Below are 16,098 nucleotides of genomic sequence, written 5' to 3' on the forward strand. Positions count from 1 at the left end.
TCGATCTGGAAGATCAGCCGAACGGAGATTTCCGTTTGTAGATGCCGGCATGTTCTCGAGAAGGTCGACCAATGCCCAGGAGCAAGCAACGCGGTTCCTCACGGAAAACAGGTTTCTCGACCCGAACCGGGCCGATCAGAACGCCGATCGCCAATAACGTCGCAAGTTCGGCGCGAAAATCCGTCAAGCCACAGCTTACCAAGCCTTTTCATGTTGCTGTCGATCGGCAATTGAAGTCCGAGCACGAAAGCTACGAGGCGGCGGAGAAGGCCGCCATCACCATCAAGAAGCGACATCCGAAGCTTTATGTAACCGTGTTCGACGCCAAGGAGCAGCGCCACACGCTTATCGAGTTGCCGGCGGCAGGGAATGGCCCGCGCAGCTCCAATCACAATCGACACGGCAACGCCGCAACGCCGCGCGAGGCGGCCGCGACCGAACGCCGCCACTGACGCCTCTTGCGTTGCCATAGCGCGGTTTGACGGCGGTCATTGATCTGGTCAATGGACGTGCGGTGGCGCAGGATAGTGAGATGGACGTTTGGCCGATCCTGCAGTCGCTCGTGCTCTTGACCTTCGCGAACGGCACGCCCGTCATCGCAAAGCGAATATTTGGGTCCTCTTTGGCATTTCCTCTGGATGCCGGCGTGAAGTTCGTTGATGGCCGCCCGTTGCTGGGTCAGTCGAAAACGATCAGGGGCGTCGTCCTTTCCGTGGCCGTCACCGCGGCGGTCGCGCCCGTGCTTGGCGTGAGCGTCGCCACCGGCGCTCTGGTCGCATGGCTTGCCATGCTCGGCGATCTCTTCTCCAGCTTCACCAAGCGTCGTCTGAAATTGCCGTCCAGCGCGCAGGCGATTGGGCTGGACCAGATTCCGGAATCGCTCCTGCCCTTGGCGGTCTGTCAGAACGCGCTATCGCTGACATGGGGCGACATCATCATCTGTGTCGGCATTTTTCTGGTCGGCGAACTGCTGATCTCCCGCGTGTTGTACATGCTGCACATCCGCGATCAGCCTTATTGACGTCGAGTTCGCCGAGCGGCGAGACATGACCGGTCGGATGCAACCGCTCTTGATGCCGCTGATGTGACCGATCGTGAAGCCGGTGCACCTTGGGACGACGGGGACCGAAGCGCACTTCATCGGACGAAAGCGGACGGCAAGTTCGTTGGAGTAAGCGCGATGCGTGCTTTTTTGGCCTTGGGCCTGTTGATCGGCCTGTCTGCATCCGCCAGTGCGGCGACGATGCATCACCACTTCGAGCAGCGACATGTCATCGTTCAACCCGGACCGGTCTACGCCGGTCCGGGTTGGGCCGTCGAAGCGCATCGGTCGCCGATGCACCTTGACGACACGCCGAGCTACGATGATCCGTCGAAGTTCGGCGGCGGCACGGCGCTATAACCGGCGCGTCTGGAGCTTCGGTTCTGATGGATCAGAACCGAAGCTCCAGATTCTCGTTTTGACGCGTTTCCTTCACGCGAACCGGATCCACTTCGCTCGAAAACGCTCTAGTTGCTCTTCTGGAGAGCGGCCGTCTGCTTGGCGAACTGTTTGTCGAAATCCTGTTCGAGTCCCGCCGCGTAGGTTGCAAGCTCGCCAGACTTGACGAACGGGTTCGGCGCGCCGTCCTTCATTTGCGCGCACTTCTGCTGCATGCCGTAGACTTCCGGATGCGGGCCGAGCAGCACGTCGATCTTCATCGCCTTGGCCTTGGCGAAGGTCGACCGATAGTCGTCGACGATACCGCCATACGTCGGATTGCCGACCAGTCTGTTGAGCGCGACCGTGCCGCTGCAGAAAAACAGCACTTCGCGGTCCTGATTGCCGTCCTTGACGGTCATCTCCCAGCTCGTGCAGCCTGGTGAGTGGCCGGGTGTCGCGTGCGCCGTCAGCGTGGTGTCGCCGAGCGTGACCTTGTCGCCGTCCCTGACGGCGCGGTCCACCTTCACAGGCGGGAAGCCGAGGTCGGCATTCTTCTCGTCGCCGGGATAGTATCCGCCTTCCAGCAAGGGCTTGTCGCGTTCGCCGGCAACAAGCTGAGCGCCGGTCTCCTGCTTGATTTCGGCAAAGCCGCCGGTGTGATCGAAATGCGCATGGGTGTTCAGGATGTACTTGATGTCGCCGAGCTTGAACCCGAGTTTGGCGATGTTGTCCTTGATCATGCCGGTGGACTGCGGAAGCGCGGTGTCCATCAGGATCAGGCCCTGCGACGTCTTGATGATGTAGACGGCGATGCCGTCGGTGCCGACGTAGTAGATGTTGCCGATCAGTTGAAATGGCTCAAACGGCGTGGTCCATTTCTTGGTGACGAGCGCCAGGAAATCCTTGACGGTTTGTGCCTGCGCGCCGGTTGCGAACAGCACCAAAGCGCACAGCGCGGCTGTGAGCGTTCTCATGATTGCCTCCCTTTTTGTTTTTTGTGGTGTGCAACGGAGAGCATTGATGCGCGATTTGAGCGGCCGGCTCAAGCATCAGTTAGCGGCGACCGAAGGCAAACGGAGAAGCGCCAGGCAGCAGGGAGGAATTGATGTCGCTGTCGATGCGTCCCGACTGTTGGACGTAGCCGACGCCGAGTGACAGGCTGATATTCGACGCCGGCTGGAACTCGACGCCCGCATGCGCGCTATAGCCGGGCAGCGTGCCGGACACCGAGTCGAAGGGCGCGAAGGGGCTGCCGATGCCGGTGTTGTATTTCAAAGTGTCGAAGCCGGCATAGACCGTCAGCGGCAAGCCGCCTGCGTTCTTGAAGCTGTAGCCGAACTGCACGCCTTCCGTATAGAGCGAACCGAAATTGCCAAACGCTGCGTACTGGTTGATGCCGCTGAAACCCATGCCGCTACGTTCGCTGCCGACGAACCAGCCGTTCGGGAAGTTGTAGCGCGTATAGGAAAAGCCGCCACGAGAGTCGCCGGCGTCAAAGCTCGGAAAGTTGCCGTAAGTGCTCGAACTCTGGTCGACGGCCAGATTGTCAAAGCCGAGGGGCCAACCGGGAGTCCAATAGGTCATGGGCGCAACTTGGGCGTGGGCTGCGGGCCCGCCTAGGCAGAGCGCCGCCAACATGAATGCCAGACCTGATTTGCGTGAGTGAACGTACATCTGCGCGACCGCCAACTGTTCCGAAACTATATGCTCCGGATGTCACGAATGCCAGCGCGGCGCCGCTTGTGCCGTTGCCGTTGCGACAAGCGCAGCTTCACCACGTGGAAAATGGACCCGCGAATGGCGGGCTCCAGAATGGCCGGCGATCGCGTGACCGCGCATAGGGAAATTCGCTCGCCGGAGCGCGTCGTCGCATCTTGATTCCGCCCTGCGGTTCGCCGCTCATGACGACCACGAACTCTGTCCCTTTGCCGGTTTCGGAACTCAAGGCTTCGTCGGTGATGATCAAGGACGACCGCGGTGTTACCCCACCGATGCGATCCAAGACGTCCTGCGGAATGACAATCCGGTCGAGCGCGGCCATTGCGCTGACTGGTTCCGTCTTCCTTGGCTCAATCTCATGACCTCCACGCCTGCGCGCCGGATCATCGAGTTCAGCCGTGGCGATGTGCGGACGGCCACTTTCCAGTGAAACGACACTCCATCGAACGCCCGTGCTGCCGTCGGTCTGCGCCGTGGCGGTGAAGACATGCGTGCCGATCGGACGATCGGCGTCCTGGACGGTGACCGGGCTCTCCAGGATGGGCTCGAAGGCACGCCGGACATAAAGCCGCTGGGTCTTGCGACTGATCAGCACCGATACCGGCTCGAGCTCGCGCGTCGCCTGCCGCGCGGCCTCGACTGCCACGATCCGTGCATTCTCCGCGGCGAGGGCGGCTTCACGCGCAGCCGTCACGGCATCGAGTTTCGGCTGCAGCTCGGCCTTTGCCGCGGTCCATTGTTCCTGCAACTCGGCCACTCGGGTGACCGCCTGCGCCTTGGCGCGCTCCGCCTGTTCTCTTGACTCAGGCGAGGTGGCGGAGCCGAGCGCGTTTTCGGCGGCCGCGAGTTGCGTCTCGGCTCTGCGCTTCAGATTTTCCGCAACGCGCACCGGCATCGTGGCCTGCGTGGACTCCCGGTAGGCCTTGGCGGCGGCGAGCCTTGCCTGATCCGCCTTTGCGGTTGCCTCGTCGGCCTCCGCCCGACGGGCAGCGGCCAAAGCGGCGACATCCGGCTTCGGCTTGAGCAGGGCCGGATGGGCAATCTCGATCGGTGCCACATCGGTTGGCGCCACGATCACCCGCAGGCCGAGTCGGGTGTCCTCGAACAGGCGCGCCGCGAAATCGAAGGGCATCCGCACGCAGCCATGCGACGCGGGATAGCCGGGCAGGGGACCGCCGTGGAGCGCGATGCCCGACCAGGTGATGCGCTGCATGTGGGGCATGTAGGCGTCGTCATACAGGTTCGAGTAGTGCTCCGCTTCCTTCTGGATCACGCTGAAGATCCCGGCAGGCGTTTCGCGTCCTCTCTGGCCGCTCGAGACCGGCGCACGCAGGATCCAGCCATTGGCGTCATAGACGATGATCCGCTGGTCCTGGAGCGAAACGATGGCCATGATCGGGTCGCCGGCGATGCGCGACTCGACGGCTTCGATCCGGCGTTCACTCCGGCCGCCCCTGGCGCCTGCGTCATCTCCGGCCGCGACCAACGCGGCCAGACTGGCCATGATGAGATGCGTTGCCCGCCGTCGCGCTTGGCTGCGCTTCGATCCCACAAAACGAGAAATCATGCACCCCATCTGCGGCACCAGCCGGCTCGGTCCGAACTCGTATGGTTCCTGGGACATTCGAGCGGCACAATTGAGGAATTCGGCGGAGCCTGCCCGCGTCCTTAGAGCGCACGCTGAATGGGGTTAGATCGTTCTCCCCTTGGACGCCCGTGCGTTTTTCGTGCGTTTCGATATGCCGCGATCGTACCGCATGACCAGCCGGGTGCGCTTCTTCATATCCGCTTCCGCCTGGCGAACGTTCGTTCCGCGGCGAGCAATATATTCTTTACCATCCATGGGTGCCACGTGCGGCGGATCTCTATCGAGATACGGTCGTCCGATTCCGAACTCCTTCCCGTGTACATCGACCCATTTCCAGAGGGCTTCGCTGGCAACCCACCGCTGCGCCCGTGTCGTTCCCTTGACGCTCACGATATCCGCCGCAAGCCCGTGGCCATAGCCGCCGCGGAGGCTGCCGCCATGGTATGACCTGTTGCTCGCCGCCTTCAGGCCGCTCGCGATCGATTGGCGATAGTCATCGCGGAAGGCGCTGGTTATGCCGGGCGACAGCCCGGCCTGCTCCGCGGCGTGAAGCGTATGGAACAGCTTCAGCTTGAAGCGCCGATCCATGCCTCCGATCACGTAGTCCATCATCGGCATGCCGGCTCGTTCCGCCGCCCTGGGATCCTTCCACGTAAAGTCCGCATCGACGAGCCTGGTAAAGGTCCTGGTAACAGTCACCGTTTTGCCGCGCTTCCTGACGGTCACTTTCCTCCGCTCGTACACCTTGTTGGTGTCCTCCTTGGGCGTCCGCTGGTACAGCGCCCACAGGTATCGGTCGACGCAGATGTCCACCACGAAGCACTCATCGAGAATTTCGATGCGGCTCACAGCCTCCCTGGCGTCATTTGGTACAGGATCGGGCGTGTTCGCCGTCGCCGCCTGCATGGACGGTGTATCGGGCGCGAGCGTCTGCGACGAATCGGGCAGCGCGGCCTCGACGATCGGTTCCGGCGCATCCGGAGCCGCTGTTGCATCGGTGGTCGTCCCGACCACCGATTCCACGGCCGCCGCCACATCGGCAGCAGCGACAGCGACGTTGCCCGTTGCCGTCACCTGCGATGCGTCCGCAGCTTCGGCGATGGGAGATGGTGCGCGGTGATCCTCGATCCGCATTGCACCGGCGTTCTCGATGCTGGCCGAACCTAGGCCATCAAGTGATGCGACGACCCAACCTGCAAGAACGATCGTTCCGCATAGCGCCGGCGCTGCCGTCGCAAATTGCCGCGCGTTCATGTCCCGTAGCCTCCAAAGGGGCTCCACTTGAGCCAAGCTGCACAGCCAAGCAGGTTGATTGTTCGGATCAAGATTTGGACGCACAATGGCGGAAACTGCAGGTTGTCAGCTTTTTTCCGGAACTGTTGCCGAGATGCAACGCGGCGGCGCTGAAGCGGTACCGCGACTTCGTCAGGTTTGGCTGGTAGCAAGACGCCGCCCTTCCAGGCAGATTTAAATTGGATTGTAACGATCGAAGCGCGGTTAGCCGCAGCATCAGTTACGGAGCGAGGGCGGCCCGCGCCTCTTCAAGGAATGGCCGGAGTGCCGGATTGAGATTGCCCGGCCGCCAGGCGACCACGTGCTCGATGGTAGGCGCCTTTTCGAGCTTGCGGTGGACCAGATTGGCGATGCCGAGCTGCCCCATGGATTGCGGCACCAGGGCAATACCAAGGTTTTCCGCGACCAGGTTCACGATCGTCTGCTGAAGGGCGACTTCCAGCCTGAACGTCGGCTCGAAGCCACCGGAACGACAATAGGCGACAATCGCCTCGCGCAGCTTCGGTGCAACGTCGGTCGGGACAGCGATCAGGGGCTCGCCATTGAGTTGCTTGGCGCGGATCACCGCATGGCCGGCGAGAGGGTGGCTGGAGTGCACGGCCAGGCAAAGCCGCTCGCGGTAAATCGTATACGTGTCCAGGCCTCGAATGGGGCCGGGGTTGAACATGATGGCTGCATCGAAGCGACCGGCCAGCACGGCATCAGCCAGGGTGGCGGGAACGACCTCTCGCAATTCGACACGCACCCCGGGATGACTGGCCATGTGACGCCGCGCCAGGCCCGGCAGAACCGTGTAGGCCGCGTGCATCATGAAGCCGATGGAAAGCTCGCCCAACTCGCCGCGCTCAGCCAGGCGCGCGTTGCGGCAGGCTTGGTCGAAGCCGATCAACACCGCGCGTGCGTCTTCGAGAAAGCGCCGCCCGGCATGGGTCAGCGTCGCACGCCGTGAGTGACGTTCGAACAGGCGGACGCCGAGTTCCTTTTCGAGGGCCGCGATCTGCCGGCTTAAGGGCGGCTGGCTGATGTGGAGGCGTTCGGTGGCGCGGCCGAAGTGCAACGTCTCGGCCAGGGCCACGAAATAGCGCATCTGCCTGATGTCGATCATGATACCGGAAAGGTATGGATGGGAGCCATAATTAGTATTAGATGATATCAGAGCCGCTGGGATAGGGCTAACCGGCAATCTTCAAAAGCCAGGCTTCCCGATGCTCTCGACCCTCTCCGCCGTCCTACCCATTTTCGCGCTCATCTTCGCTGGTTGGCTCGCTCGCCGGATCGGCGTCCTCCGGCTCCACGCCTCGACGGAGCTGAATCGCTTCGTGGTCTACCTCGCGCTGCCGGCCCTGCTGTTCGACGTCATCGCCCACGCGCGATGGGCCGACGTCTGGCAGCCGGGTTTCATCGCGGCATTCGGCGTCGGCGCGGCGCTGGTCTTCTGCCTGACGATCGCCGTTCGCCTGCGTCGCCCGCGGCACCTGGCCGATGCCGCGATCGACGGACTGAATGCGGGTTACGCGAATGTTGGCTTTGTCGGTTTCCCGCTGGCGCTGGTGGCGCTTGGCCGGGACGCACTGGCACCGACCCTCATTGCCACGATCATCACGGTTTGCATCCTCTTTGGGATTGCGATCGTGCTGATCGAGACTGGCCTGCAAACCGAAAAGCGGCGCAGGCACCTCCTGATCAAGGTGGGCGGTTCGCTGCTTCGCAATCCCTTGCTTGTCGCACCTGCTCTCGGTGCGATCATTCCGCTCGCCGGTCTCAGTGTTCCCGATCCAGTGGAAAGCTTCCTGAAACTGTTGGGTGGCGCGGCCTCGCCCTGCGCGCTGATCGCGCTCGGACTGTTCCTCGCGGCGAAGCGGGAGACCGAGGAGCAGGACATCGGATCGGCAGCTCTTCTGGTCAGCTTCAAGCTTGTGCTGCAGCCGGCCGTCACCTGGGTGATGGCGACCGCCGTGTTCGGCCTCTCGCCGTTGCTCACCCATGTTGCCGTTCTGCTCGCCGCGCTCCCGACCGGGACAGGTCCTTTCATGCTGGCGGAGTTCTATCAGCGCGAGGCGGATATCACGTCCAACGTCATCCTTGCATCCACGGCGGCATCGGTTCTGACCGTGAGCGGATATCTCGCTTTGGCCGGATAGTCTCCGTCGCGTGCATTGCGTCAAAACGACCCGAACACGCTGCCGATTGCGATCACGGCGACAAGGGCGATGACAGAGCTCACGATTCCGACCATCACGATGTCGAGGTAGCTTTCTCGGTGCGTCAGGCCGCAGATCGCGAGCAAGCTCACGACGGCGCCGTTGTGAGGCAGTATGTCCAGGGTCCCCGAGCCGATCACTGCGACGCGATGCAAGATCCCCGGATCAATCCCGGCCTGCGCGGCGATCGTCATGTAGGTCTGACCCAGCGCATCGAGCGCGATCGTCAGGCCGCCGGAGGCTGACCCTGTCAAGGCCGCAAGCAGATTTGTGGCGACGGCCAGCGACACCAGCGGACCGCCCTCGATGCCCAACACCCAATCCCGCACCATGTCGAAGGCGGGGAGGGAAGCGACAACAGCGCCGAAACCGACGAGGCTTGCGACACTCAAGGCGGGCAGCACGGATGCATTGGCGCCGGCATCCATGGTTTGCCGCAGTGCCGGCAGCCGCGGCCAGTTGCAGATGATGACGGTCGAGATCGCCGCCGCCAATGCGACGATCACTGACCAGACGCCGGTGACGGCAGCCAGCGAAGTGTTCCCCCAACGCTGCTCGGCCAGGAATGAGAAGTCGAGCCGCGGCAGGACCAGTAGCGACATCAGAAGATTGACGGTGATGACGACGATCAAGGGAAGAATAGCGTTGAGGACCGGCGCCGCCGCTTCGCTGTGGTGCCCGTGGCGGATCTCCGCCGGATCGAATTCCCGCGCGGTTGTCGCTCGGCCGCGCAATAATTCATCATCGACTGCAGCTTCGGGCGTTGGCGATGGCGCGTCGCCGTAGCCCTCATTGGCCCGACGCGCGGCTTTCTCGGCGCGAAGCAGCCACCATAGCCCGACGCCCAGCATGATCGTCGACGCGATCAGGCCGAGGCCCGGCGCGGCGAACGGCGTCGTCCCGAAGAAGGGCATGGGGATGGCATTCTGAATCGACGGTGTGCCGGGCATCGCCGACATGGTGAAGGTCGAGGTGCCGAGAATGACCGCCGCAGGCACGAGGCGATGCGGAATCGCAGCCTTGCGAAACAGCGACTGGGCCATGGGAACGATCACGAAGAATGCGACGAACAGGCTGACGCCGCCATAGGTGACCAATGCGCCCGCGAGCACGACGGCAAGGATGACGCGGCGCTCGCCCAGACTGCGGGTGATGAAGTTCGCGACCGCGACGACCGCACCGCTGTCGTCCATCAGCTTGCCGAAGACGGCGCCAAGCAGAAAAATGGGAAAGAATTGCGCGAGGAATTCCGCCGCGCTGCTCATGAACGTCTGCGTCCAGTTGGCGAGCAGCGGCTGACGGTCGAACGCTGCCGCGATCAGCGCGGCGACCGGCGCGAGCAGCAGGACGCTCCAGCCGCGGAAAGCGAGCCAGATCAATACACCAAGCCCGACAAGAATGCCGAGAAGCCCCATGGCCCTCAGCACTCCGCCAGCAGGATGTCGAGATCGGCGGTCGAACGCCCGCCGAGATCGGCGCCGTGGGCGTCGAGGAATTCACTGGCGGCGCGCCGCCCTTCCTCGCGCAGCCTGGATACGAACGCCCATTCGGCGTTGAGCTTGGACGACGCGCCGAATGTCGCCAGCATGTCGCTCTTGATCCGGTGCGTCTTCATCTGTGCCCAACGGGCGCCCTCGCCGGTGCCGGGATCGGCGACCTGGCGAAGCAGTGCTATCATCCGCAGTTCCTTCGCGAGCGGCGAATTGAATGAAATCTCGTTGAGGCGGTTGAGGATGTCAGCGGCGGTGCGTGGCTGCTCGGGCCGCTCGGTCGGGTTGATCTGCACGATGATGGTGTCGTGCGCATCAGTCTCGCGAACCAGCGGCGTGATCGTAGGATTGCCCGCGTAACCGCCGTCCCAATAGGGCTCGCCATCGATCTCGATTGCGCGGAACATGGTCGGCAGGCAGGCCGACGCCAGCAGGACATCCGCATTGATCTCCGCGTTGCGGAAGATCCGTCCGCGACCGGTCCGCACCCGCGTGGCCGTGACGAAGAGTTTGATCGGCGCACGGGCAAGACGCTCGAAATCGATGGCCTTGGCCAGGATCTCTCGCAGCGGATTGAAGCCGAGCGGATTGAGGTCGTAGGGCGACAGCACCCGCGACATCAAGTCGGTGAAGAGATAGGCGGGAGAGGTGTCGAGCGACCATCGTCCCATGAGGTGGTCGAGAGGCGAGCGTTGCAGCGGACTGAATGCGGCGGCGCGCGAGACGCTCCGCCAATATTTGTCCAGGGCGTCGCGTGCCCCGGCGGCGCCGCCCTCCGTCCAGCCGTCCGCCAGCACAGCGGCGTTCATCGCCCCGGCCGAGGTCCCGGATATGCCTGCAATCTGAAGCCACGGCTCTTCCAGAAGCCGGTCGAGGACGCCCCAGGTGAACGCGCCATGCGAGCCGCCGCCCTGGAGGGCCAGGTCTATGAGCACCGGGCTTCGGTTCATGAGCCTCGATTTCCGCGGCCTACGGGGGGCTGACTATGTCGCAGGTAGTCGGAACATGCGAGACAAACTTGTGGTCGCGATATGCACTGTCCGACGGCCGACCTCGCTTGGCCGCAGATCGGGCTGCGCCAGCATGCAATTCCGGCAGCGCAGTCAGGGAACGGCCGCGTCTACCCTGACAATGGGCTAATTGGCTTCAATCCATTTGCGCCAATGGGTCGGATGAATGTCAGCGCGCGTTCCGCCCGAACGATCGACCCAGTTGGATCCATCCTTCCGGCAAGGAAACGGAAGTGCATGGACCATGCCATCATAGTTCAATGTGCAAATTTCGAGATCTTCGTCAGAGGGAGCTGTCGAAGTGGATTGCCATTCGGCTGAAACGGAGTGCATGGTCAACCTCCAGCAATGTTGCAGGCGAGCACGTCACCATTTTCGCTCGGTCACGATGGCCAGATGCAGCTTCGCCCCCTCCAAGCGGCAAACGCCCGGTCCTCCGTCCGGTTGCGATATATGAACATAGCATGACAGAGCGGTCGGGGAATGTGAACTGGTTCGCTAGAATGCAACCGAATAGGCTCCCAATTTATTCGGCCGCGCGCGGCAATGGGCCGGCCGACCCCTTGGCCGGAGCCGCCCTGACCTGACGCGGCGGGCCCATCAGGACCGGCTGGAACAGCACGGCGGCGGCCATTGTGCACAGCAGCGCGAGCGCCATCATCTTGCCCATGCTCGACATGCCCGGATAGTTCGACGACCACATGCTTCCGAACGCGACGGCGGTGGTCATGGCACTGAAGATCACCGCGCGCGTCAGGCTGGACTGCAGCAAGCCGGTCTGCCCTTCGCGCCAGGCCATGATGTAGTAGATCTTGAAGGCGACGCCGACACCGAGCAGCAGCGGCAAGGCGATGATGTTGGCAAAGTTCATCGCCGTGCCGGTCAGCGTGCAGATCTCCAACGTCACGGCGCCCGCCAGCAGCAACGGGGTCAGCGTCAACAGCACGTCCGTGACGCGGCGCAGCGCGATCAGGAGCAGGATCGCGATGGCGACAAGCGCCAGCGCGCCGGCTTCAATGAAGGCGTCGATCACCGTCCTGCCCGACTGATAGAGGCTGATCGCGGGGCCGGTGGCCGAAGGCTCCGCCGCCATGACCGCCGTCGCAAAGCGCCGCATCACGCTGTTGTCCTGCGGGTTGCCTTTCGGCAGCGCCTCGACGCGAGCCCTGCCGTCGGGCAGCAGCCAGTCGCGTACTAGATTGGCCGGAAGATTCTGGACGGTCACAAGTTGCGGATCGAGGTTGCTGCGCAACTGGTCGAGATCGAGGTTCAACGGTTGAACGAAGGCGGTTTCGGCGCTTGTGCGCGTCGCGGCGTCGGCTTCCGACAGGCGCATCAGCAAATCGGAAACGCGTCGTGCGGCTTCGGCGCCGGGCCCGGTCGCGCTGCCCGCGACTTTCGACAGATGTTGCGCGGTCGCGCGGATGGCGTCCACCGTGTCCTTGTCCGTTGGCGCCGGATCGCGCTTGGGATTGAGGGCGCCATGGAGGCGTGGCGCGGCGGCCTTGATGACGGCGATCTTCTGATCCTGTTGGTCCGGAACAAAGCTGCTCAGCGTCAGCGTGCGCGAGACCTCGGGCAGCGCAGCCAGCCGCTTTGCGATGCCGTCGGCTTCGCTCAGCGATGATGCCAGCACCTCGGCGTCGCCGCCGCTGGTCAGCGGATTGCCCTGCAACTCGCGATAGGTCACAACCGAAGCGGCGTGCGGGTTTTGCAGGTGGATCGGGTTGAAATCAAACGGAAGGCGAAACAGCAATGGCGTTCCGGCAAGGACGACAAGGATGGTGCCGGCGATCACCGCGATGCGATGCCGCTGCAGGAAATCATCCAGCCGCGCGAGGCTGCTGAAACCGACCGGTGCCACCTCTCCCGGCGGTTTGAGCAGAGCCAGCATCGCCGGGACAAGGGTGATGCTGCAGAGGAAGGCGATCAACATTCCGCATCCGGCAATGAGACCCAGTTCAAAAAGGCCCCGATAACTGGTCGGCAGGAACGAGAAGAACGCCACCGCCGTGGCCGCGGCAGCCAGGGAGAGGGGGGCTCCCGCCTTGCGTGCGGCCCGTCGCAGCGATTCACGCAGATCGCCGCACTCATGCCGCTCGGAGCGGTAACGGACGCTGAACTGGATGCCGAAGTCCACGCCGAGCCCGACGAACAGGACGAAGAATGCAATCGAGATCAGGTTGAAGGCCCCGACCATGACGATGCCAAGGGCAGCGGTGGCGGCGAGACCGACGATGACGCTGAAAAACACCGCGGTGACGATCTTCCACGAACGAAGCGCCAGCCACAAGATGATCAGCGTTCCGAACAACGCCGTCAACGTGTCGCGCAGCGCGCTTTGCCGGATCACCGAGAACTGGTCGTCGTTCATGGGCACGGTGCCGGTAAGCTGCAGGTTGGCGCCGAATTTCTCGCCCAGTTTCAGATCGGCCGCCGCGCGGCGGATGCCGTCCGTGGCCTTGCGGCCGGGCTGCAACGCGGAGAAATCCAGGATCGGCTCCACCTCGATGAAGTGACGCAATTGCTCCGTCCGCGGCTTTGAGCCCTGCACCAGCGCTTGCCATGAAAATGTCGCCGGCTTGCCGGCAAGCACGTCGCTCAGGGTCTCGTCGGCAAGCGAGAGCGGCCACGCCAGTTGATCGAGCTTGATGTCTCCTCCCTCGACGCCATCGATCGCATAGCCGAGCGCTTTCGCGACGCCGCGCAGGGTTGGGTCTGCAGCGAGCGAGCCGATCAGAAAGTCGGCGCTCGATAGTCCCGTGATGGACTTCTGGACGGTCGGCAGCGGCTCGAACAGCAGGCCGTTGCGCTGAAAGAATTCGCCTCCGTCAGGCCGAACGACCGCGCGGAATAGGTCCGGGTGCCTGGAGAGCTCCTGCTGCAGGGCGCTCGTCGCCGCTTCGCCGTTTTCCGGCGTCGGTGCCGAAACCACGACCAGGATTCCTTTGTCCGGAAATGCCTCGGAAAGCGCCAATTGCCGCTGACGCCAGGGAAGATTGTTGGCGATCAGGTTCTCCGTGTCCGTCGTGATCGAAAATCGCGCGACATCATAGGCGAGAGCCGCGACCGCGAGCAGGATTCCGAATATGAGAACCCACCAACGCCGATGCGCACAGAAATCCACGACTCCAACGATTGCTGATTTCAACATGATGAATCGGCTTTCCCAACGGGCGCATCGCCTTCGGCCACAAACTCCGCGTCAATGCTGGATTGATCTTCGGGGGAAACTCGTGCGCAACGAGCGTACCCGTCCGCCCCGATATGGGTCACTACAACAAATAGTGCGGCTTCAGGCGAAGCGTGGCCGAAGGATGCGTTGCCAATCAAAACCCTGTCTTCCGAGGTTCGCGTGAGCGTTTCAAATTTGCACGGTGCGCGCGGTTCCTGTCCAGGCTCCGCAGGTACAGACAAAACGGCGGCACGAGAATGCAAACCTAGGTATGATCATTCTCTCGAGGAGAAACTATAAAAAGTCGGCTCCGGAACGGGGCTTGATGAGGACTGACATGGCGGCCAACACTGGTCTGAGGCAGGGTGATTTCAAGGCGATCAGCAGCCGGAGAGGGCAATTCGCGCTCGCGGCGGCCGTCGTTGCGTCGGTGCTGATCTTCCTGGCGGATGCGTTGAGTCCAATCGATGGCGCCGTCGCGGTGCTGTACACCGGCGTGGTGCTGACGCTTGCGCCGCTCGGCCGCAGGTTCGTGATTGCCAGTGGCTGCATTACGGCAGTGCTCACGACGATCGCATTTCTCATCGGGCACGCGGAAGATCCCCTTGGAGGGGCGCACCTGCGCTACGCGGTAAGCCTCGTCGCGATCGCGATCACGGTCATGCTGTCGCTCAGGGACCGGTCCGCGCGAACCACCCTGGCCGAACAGGCAAGGATTCTCGAGCTCTCGCATGACACCGTCATCGTTCGAGACCAGTCGGACATGATCCGGTACTGGAACGAAGGCGCGGAGAGGCTCTACGGTTGGACCCGCGGCGAGGCGCTCGGCAAGCGCTGTAGCGACCTTCTCCAGTCGGCCGTGCCGGCGCGGGAGATCAGCGCCGCTCTCGCGCAAAGCGGAACATGGTCGGGAGAAATTGTGCGAACGCGGCGAGACGGCACGCGCCTCATTCTGGCGAGCCGCTGGCTCGAGCGCAGGGATCCGGACGGCCGGGCCATCGGCATCATCGAGACCAGCGCCGATCTCACCGAGAGCCGACGCGCGCTGGCGGAAAGAAGGAGCTCCGAGCAGCGCTACAGCACCATCTTCAACTCCGCCGGTTTTGCCGCCCTGGAATGCGACCTGAGCAAGGCCATGCGGCTGATTCTGGACGGCAAGGGACCCGCTGACGACTGCGAGACATGGTTGCGGTCAAATCCGCAGATCCTGCGCGCAGCGGCAAAGGAGATCGGGATTTACAATGCCAACAGCGCCGCGCTCACCATGTTTGAAGCCGATACCGTCGCCGATTTGACCGATGGCAACGTGGTTCTCGGACAATTGCCGGATTCCGAACCGGCCATCGCGCATATCTTTGCTTCATTGGCCGCCGGCGCTTCGCTCGCGGAGATCGAGACGCGGTGCGCCACCCTGCATGGTCGCATCATCGATGCGGTGCTGCGCGTCTCGGTCCTGCCGGATGGACAGGATTGGTCCCGCGTGCTGCTCATGGCCTTCGATGTCACCGAGAGAAACGAAGCCCGCGCGAAGATCGAGCAGACCTCCGTCGAACTCGCTCATGCCGGGCGCATCGCCCTGTTAGGTCAGCTCGCGGGTTCGATCGTGCATGAGGTCAACCAGCCCCTTGCGGCCATCATCAACTACGGAAAATCGGGCAAACGCTGGCTTACCCGGCCCAATCCCGACCTCACCGAAGTGACCGATTGTCTGGACAAGATCGTCTCGAACGGCAACCGGGCCGCGGAGGTGGTCGGGAGGGTGCGCGCGCTCGCCAAGAAGACCGCGCCGCAGACCAGTTCGGTCGATATGGGGGCGTTGGTACAGGATGCCGTTGCCCTGCTGGCGCGGGAAGCGCGCGCCGCGGCGGCGACCATCCGCATCGAGGAAGTCAATATCCGGGGCCCGATCGTCTGCGACCGCGTCCAGGTGCAGCAGGTCATCGTGAACCTCTTGATGAACGCGCTGCATGCGACCCGGGGGATCACTGACCGGCCCCACGAAATCCGCGTCAAGATCGACGGGGCTGCCGAGAATTTCATCAAGGTGGCGGTCGAGGACAGCGGTACCGGGATCGAGGGCAACCCTGAGCGCATCTTTGAACCGTTCTTTACCACCAAGTCCGACGGAATGGGTCTTGGGCTCTCCATCTGCAGGACGATCATCGAGGGGCAGGGGGGGCGCGTTTCGGCGTCCAACAA

13 protein-coding genes are annotated in these 16,098 nt (G+C 63.1%); 5 read left to right on the plus strand and 8 right to left on the minus strand.

Annotation, left to right across the window (positions count from 1 at the left end; all coding sequences use genetic code 11):
- Positions 1–230: 230 nt before the first annotated feature.
- The 3 genes from I6F35_RS14005 (at position 231) to I6F35_RS14015 (ending at position 1,402) form a co-directional block, all read left to right on the plus strand.
- Complete coding sequence (locus I6F35_RS14005) at positions 231–452, plus strand: hypothetical protein (protein ID WP_225118251.1); 222 nt, start codon at positions 231–233, stop codon at positions 450–452.
- A 110-nt stretch (positions 453–562) separates the two neighbouring features.
- Positions 563–1,021 (plus strand): CDP-archaeol synthase, encoded by a 459-nt coding sequence (locus I6F35_RS14010; RefSeq protein WP_225118271.1) that lies wholly within the window; start codon positions 563–565, stop codon positions 1,019–1,021.
- Between the two features lie 159 nt (positions 1,022–1,180).
- Positions 1,181–1,402 (plus strand): hypothetical protein, encoded by a 222-nt coding sequence (locus I6F35_RS14015; protein ID WP_225118252.1) that lies wholly within the window; start codon positions 1,181–1,183, stop codon positions 1,400–1,402.
- 107 nt (positions 1,403–1,509) lie between these two features.
- Here I6F35_RS14015 and blaBJP read toward each other — a convergent pair whose 3' ends face one another.
- The 5 genes from blaBJP to I6F35_RS14040 all read right to left on the minus strand — a co-directional run bounded on the left by blaBJP (position 1,510) and on the right by I6F35_RS14040 (position 7,128).
- Positions 1,510–2,397, minus strand: a complete 888-nt coding sequence (gene blaBJP / locus I6F35_RS14020) for a BJP family subclass B3 metallo-beta-lactamase (RefSeq protein WP_225118253.1) — start codon at positions 2,395–2,397, stop codon at positions 1,510–1,512.
- Positions 2,398–2,476: 79 nt separating this feature from the next.
- Positions 2,477–3,007, minus strand: a complete 531-nt coding sequence (locus tag I6F35_RS14025) for a hypothetical protein (RefSeq protein WP_346283163.1) — start codon at positions 3,005–3,007, stop codon at positions 2,477–2,479.
- A 187-nt stretch (positions 3,008–3,194) separates the two neighbouring features.
- Positions 3,195–4,766 carry a L,D-transpeptidase family protein gene (locus I6F35_RS14030; RefSeq protein ID WP_346283164.1) on the minus strand — a complete coding sequence of 524 codons (1,572 nt, stop codon included), beginning with the start codon at positions 4,764–4,766 and terminating at the stop codon, positions 3,195–3,197.
- Positions 4,767–4,832: 66 nt separating this feature from the next.
- Positions 4,833–5,984 carry a D-alanyl-D-alanine carboxypeptidase family protein gene (locus tag I6F35_RS14035; RefSeq protein ID WP_225118254.1) on the minus strand — a complete coding sequence of 384 codons (1,152 nt, stop codon included), beginning with the start codon at positions 5,982–5,984 and terminating at the stop codon, positions 4,833–4,835.
- A 259-nt stretch (positions 5,985–6,243) separates the two neighbouring features.
- The gene (locus I6F35_RS14040) at positions 6,244–7,128 is read right to left on the minus strand and encodes a LysR substrate-binding domain-containing protein (RefSeq protein WP_225118255.1); all 885 of its coding nucleotides are present in this window, start codon (positions 7,126–7,128) and stop codon (positions 6,244–6,246) included.
- A 100-nt stretch (positions 7,129–7,228) separates the two neighbouring features.
- Between I6F35_RS14040 and I6F35_RS14045 the strand changes: the two genes are divergently transcribed.
- Positions 7,229–8,164, plus strand: coding sequence for an AEC family transporter (locus I6F35_RS14045; RefSeq protein ID WP_225118256.1), 936 nt, complete (start codon positions 7,229–7,231; stop codon positions 8,162–8,164).
- Between the two features lie 20 nt (positions 8,165–8,184).
- Here the strand turns inward: I6F35_RS14045 and I6F35_RS14050 are convergent, their stop codons facing one another.
- The 3 genes from I6F35_RS14050 to I6F35_RS14060 form a co-directional block, all read right to left on the minus strand.
- On the minus strand, positions 8,185–9,639 hold the full coding sequence (locus I6F35_RS14050) for a GntP family permease (protein ID WP_225118257.1): 1,455 nt from the start codon (positions 9,637–9,639) through the stop codon (positions 8,185–8,187).
- A 5-nt stretch (positions 9,640–9,644) separates the two neighbouring features.
- Positions 9,645–10,664, minus strand: a complete 1,020-nt coding sequence (locus I6F35_RS14055) for a patatin-like phospholipase family protein (RefSeq protein ID WP_225118258.1) — start codon at positions 10,662–10,664, stop codon at positions 9,645–9,647.
- A gap of 586 nt (positions 10,665–11,250) precedes the next feature.
- A complete protein-coding gene (locus I6F35_RS14060; RefSeq protein WP_225118259.1) occupies positions 11,251–13,878 on the minus strand; it encodes an MMPL family transporter in 2,628 nt (875 codons plus the stop codon).
- A 292-nt stretch (positions 13,879–14,170) separates the two neighbouring features.
- Between I6F35_RS14060 and I6F35_RS14065 the strand changes: the two genes are divergently transcribed.
- Positions 14,171–16,098 (plus strand): ATP-binding protein (locus I6F35_RS14065; RefSeq protein WP_225118260.1); only part of this gene is annotated, 1,928 nt, incomplete at its 3' end.

It is taken from the genome of Bradyrhizobium sp. BRP22 (assembly GCF_020194175.1).
Taxonomy (GTDB): Bacteria; Pseudomonadota; Alphaproteobacteria; order Rhizobiales; family Xanthobacteraceae; genus Bradyrhizobium.

Excerpts from the sequence above, each read along its gene's own strand:
- I6F35_RS14040 (WP_225118255.1), bottom strand. The coding sequence starts at position 7,128 with ATGATCGACATCAGGCAGATGCGCTATTTCGTGGCCCTGGCCGAGACG.
- I6F35_RS14015 (WP_225118252.1), top strand. The coding sequence starts at position 1,181 with ATGCGTGCTTTTTTGGCCTTGGGCCTGTTGATCGGCCTGTCTGCATCC.
- I6F35_RS14045 (WP_225118256.1), top strand. The coding sequence starts at position 7,229 with ATGCTCTCGACCCTCTCCGCCGTCCTACCCATTTTCGCGCTCATCTTC.
- I6F35_RS14060 (WP_225118259.1), bottom strand. The coding sequence starts at position 13,878 with ATGTTGAAATCAGCAATCGTTGGAGTCGTGGATTTCTGTGCGCATCGG.
- I6F35_RS14030 (WP_346283164.1), bottom strand. The coding sequence starts at position 4,766 with ATGTCCCAGGAACCATACGAGTTCGGACCGAGCCGGCTGGTGCCGCAG.
- I6F35_RS14025 (WP_346283163.1), bottom strand. The coding sequence starts at position 3,007 with ATGACCTATTGGACTCCCGGTTGGCCCCTCGGCTTTGACAATCTGGCC.
- blaBJP (WP_225118253.1), bottom strand. The coding sequence starts at position 2,397 with ATGAGAACGCTCACAGCCGCGCTGTGCGCTTTGGTGCTGTTCGCAACC.
- I6F35_RS14035 (WP_225118254.1), bottom strand. The coding sequence starts at position 5,984 with ATGAACGCGCGGCAATTTGCGACGGCAGCGCCGGCGCTATGCGGAACG.
- I6F35_RS14050 (WP_225118257.1), bottom strand. The coding sequence starts at position 9,639 with ATGGGGCTTCTCGGCATTCTTGTCGGGCTTGGTGTATTGATCTGGCTC.
- I6F35_RS14055 (WP_225118258.1), bottom strand. The coding sequence starts at position 10,664 with ATGAACCGAAGCCCGGTGCTCATAGACCTGGCCCTCCAGGGCGGCGGC.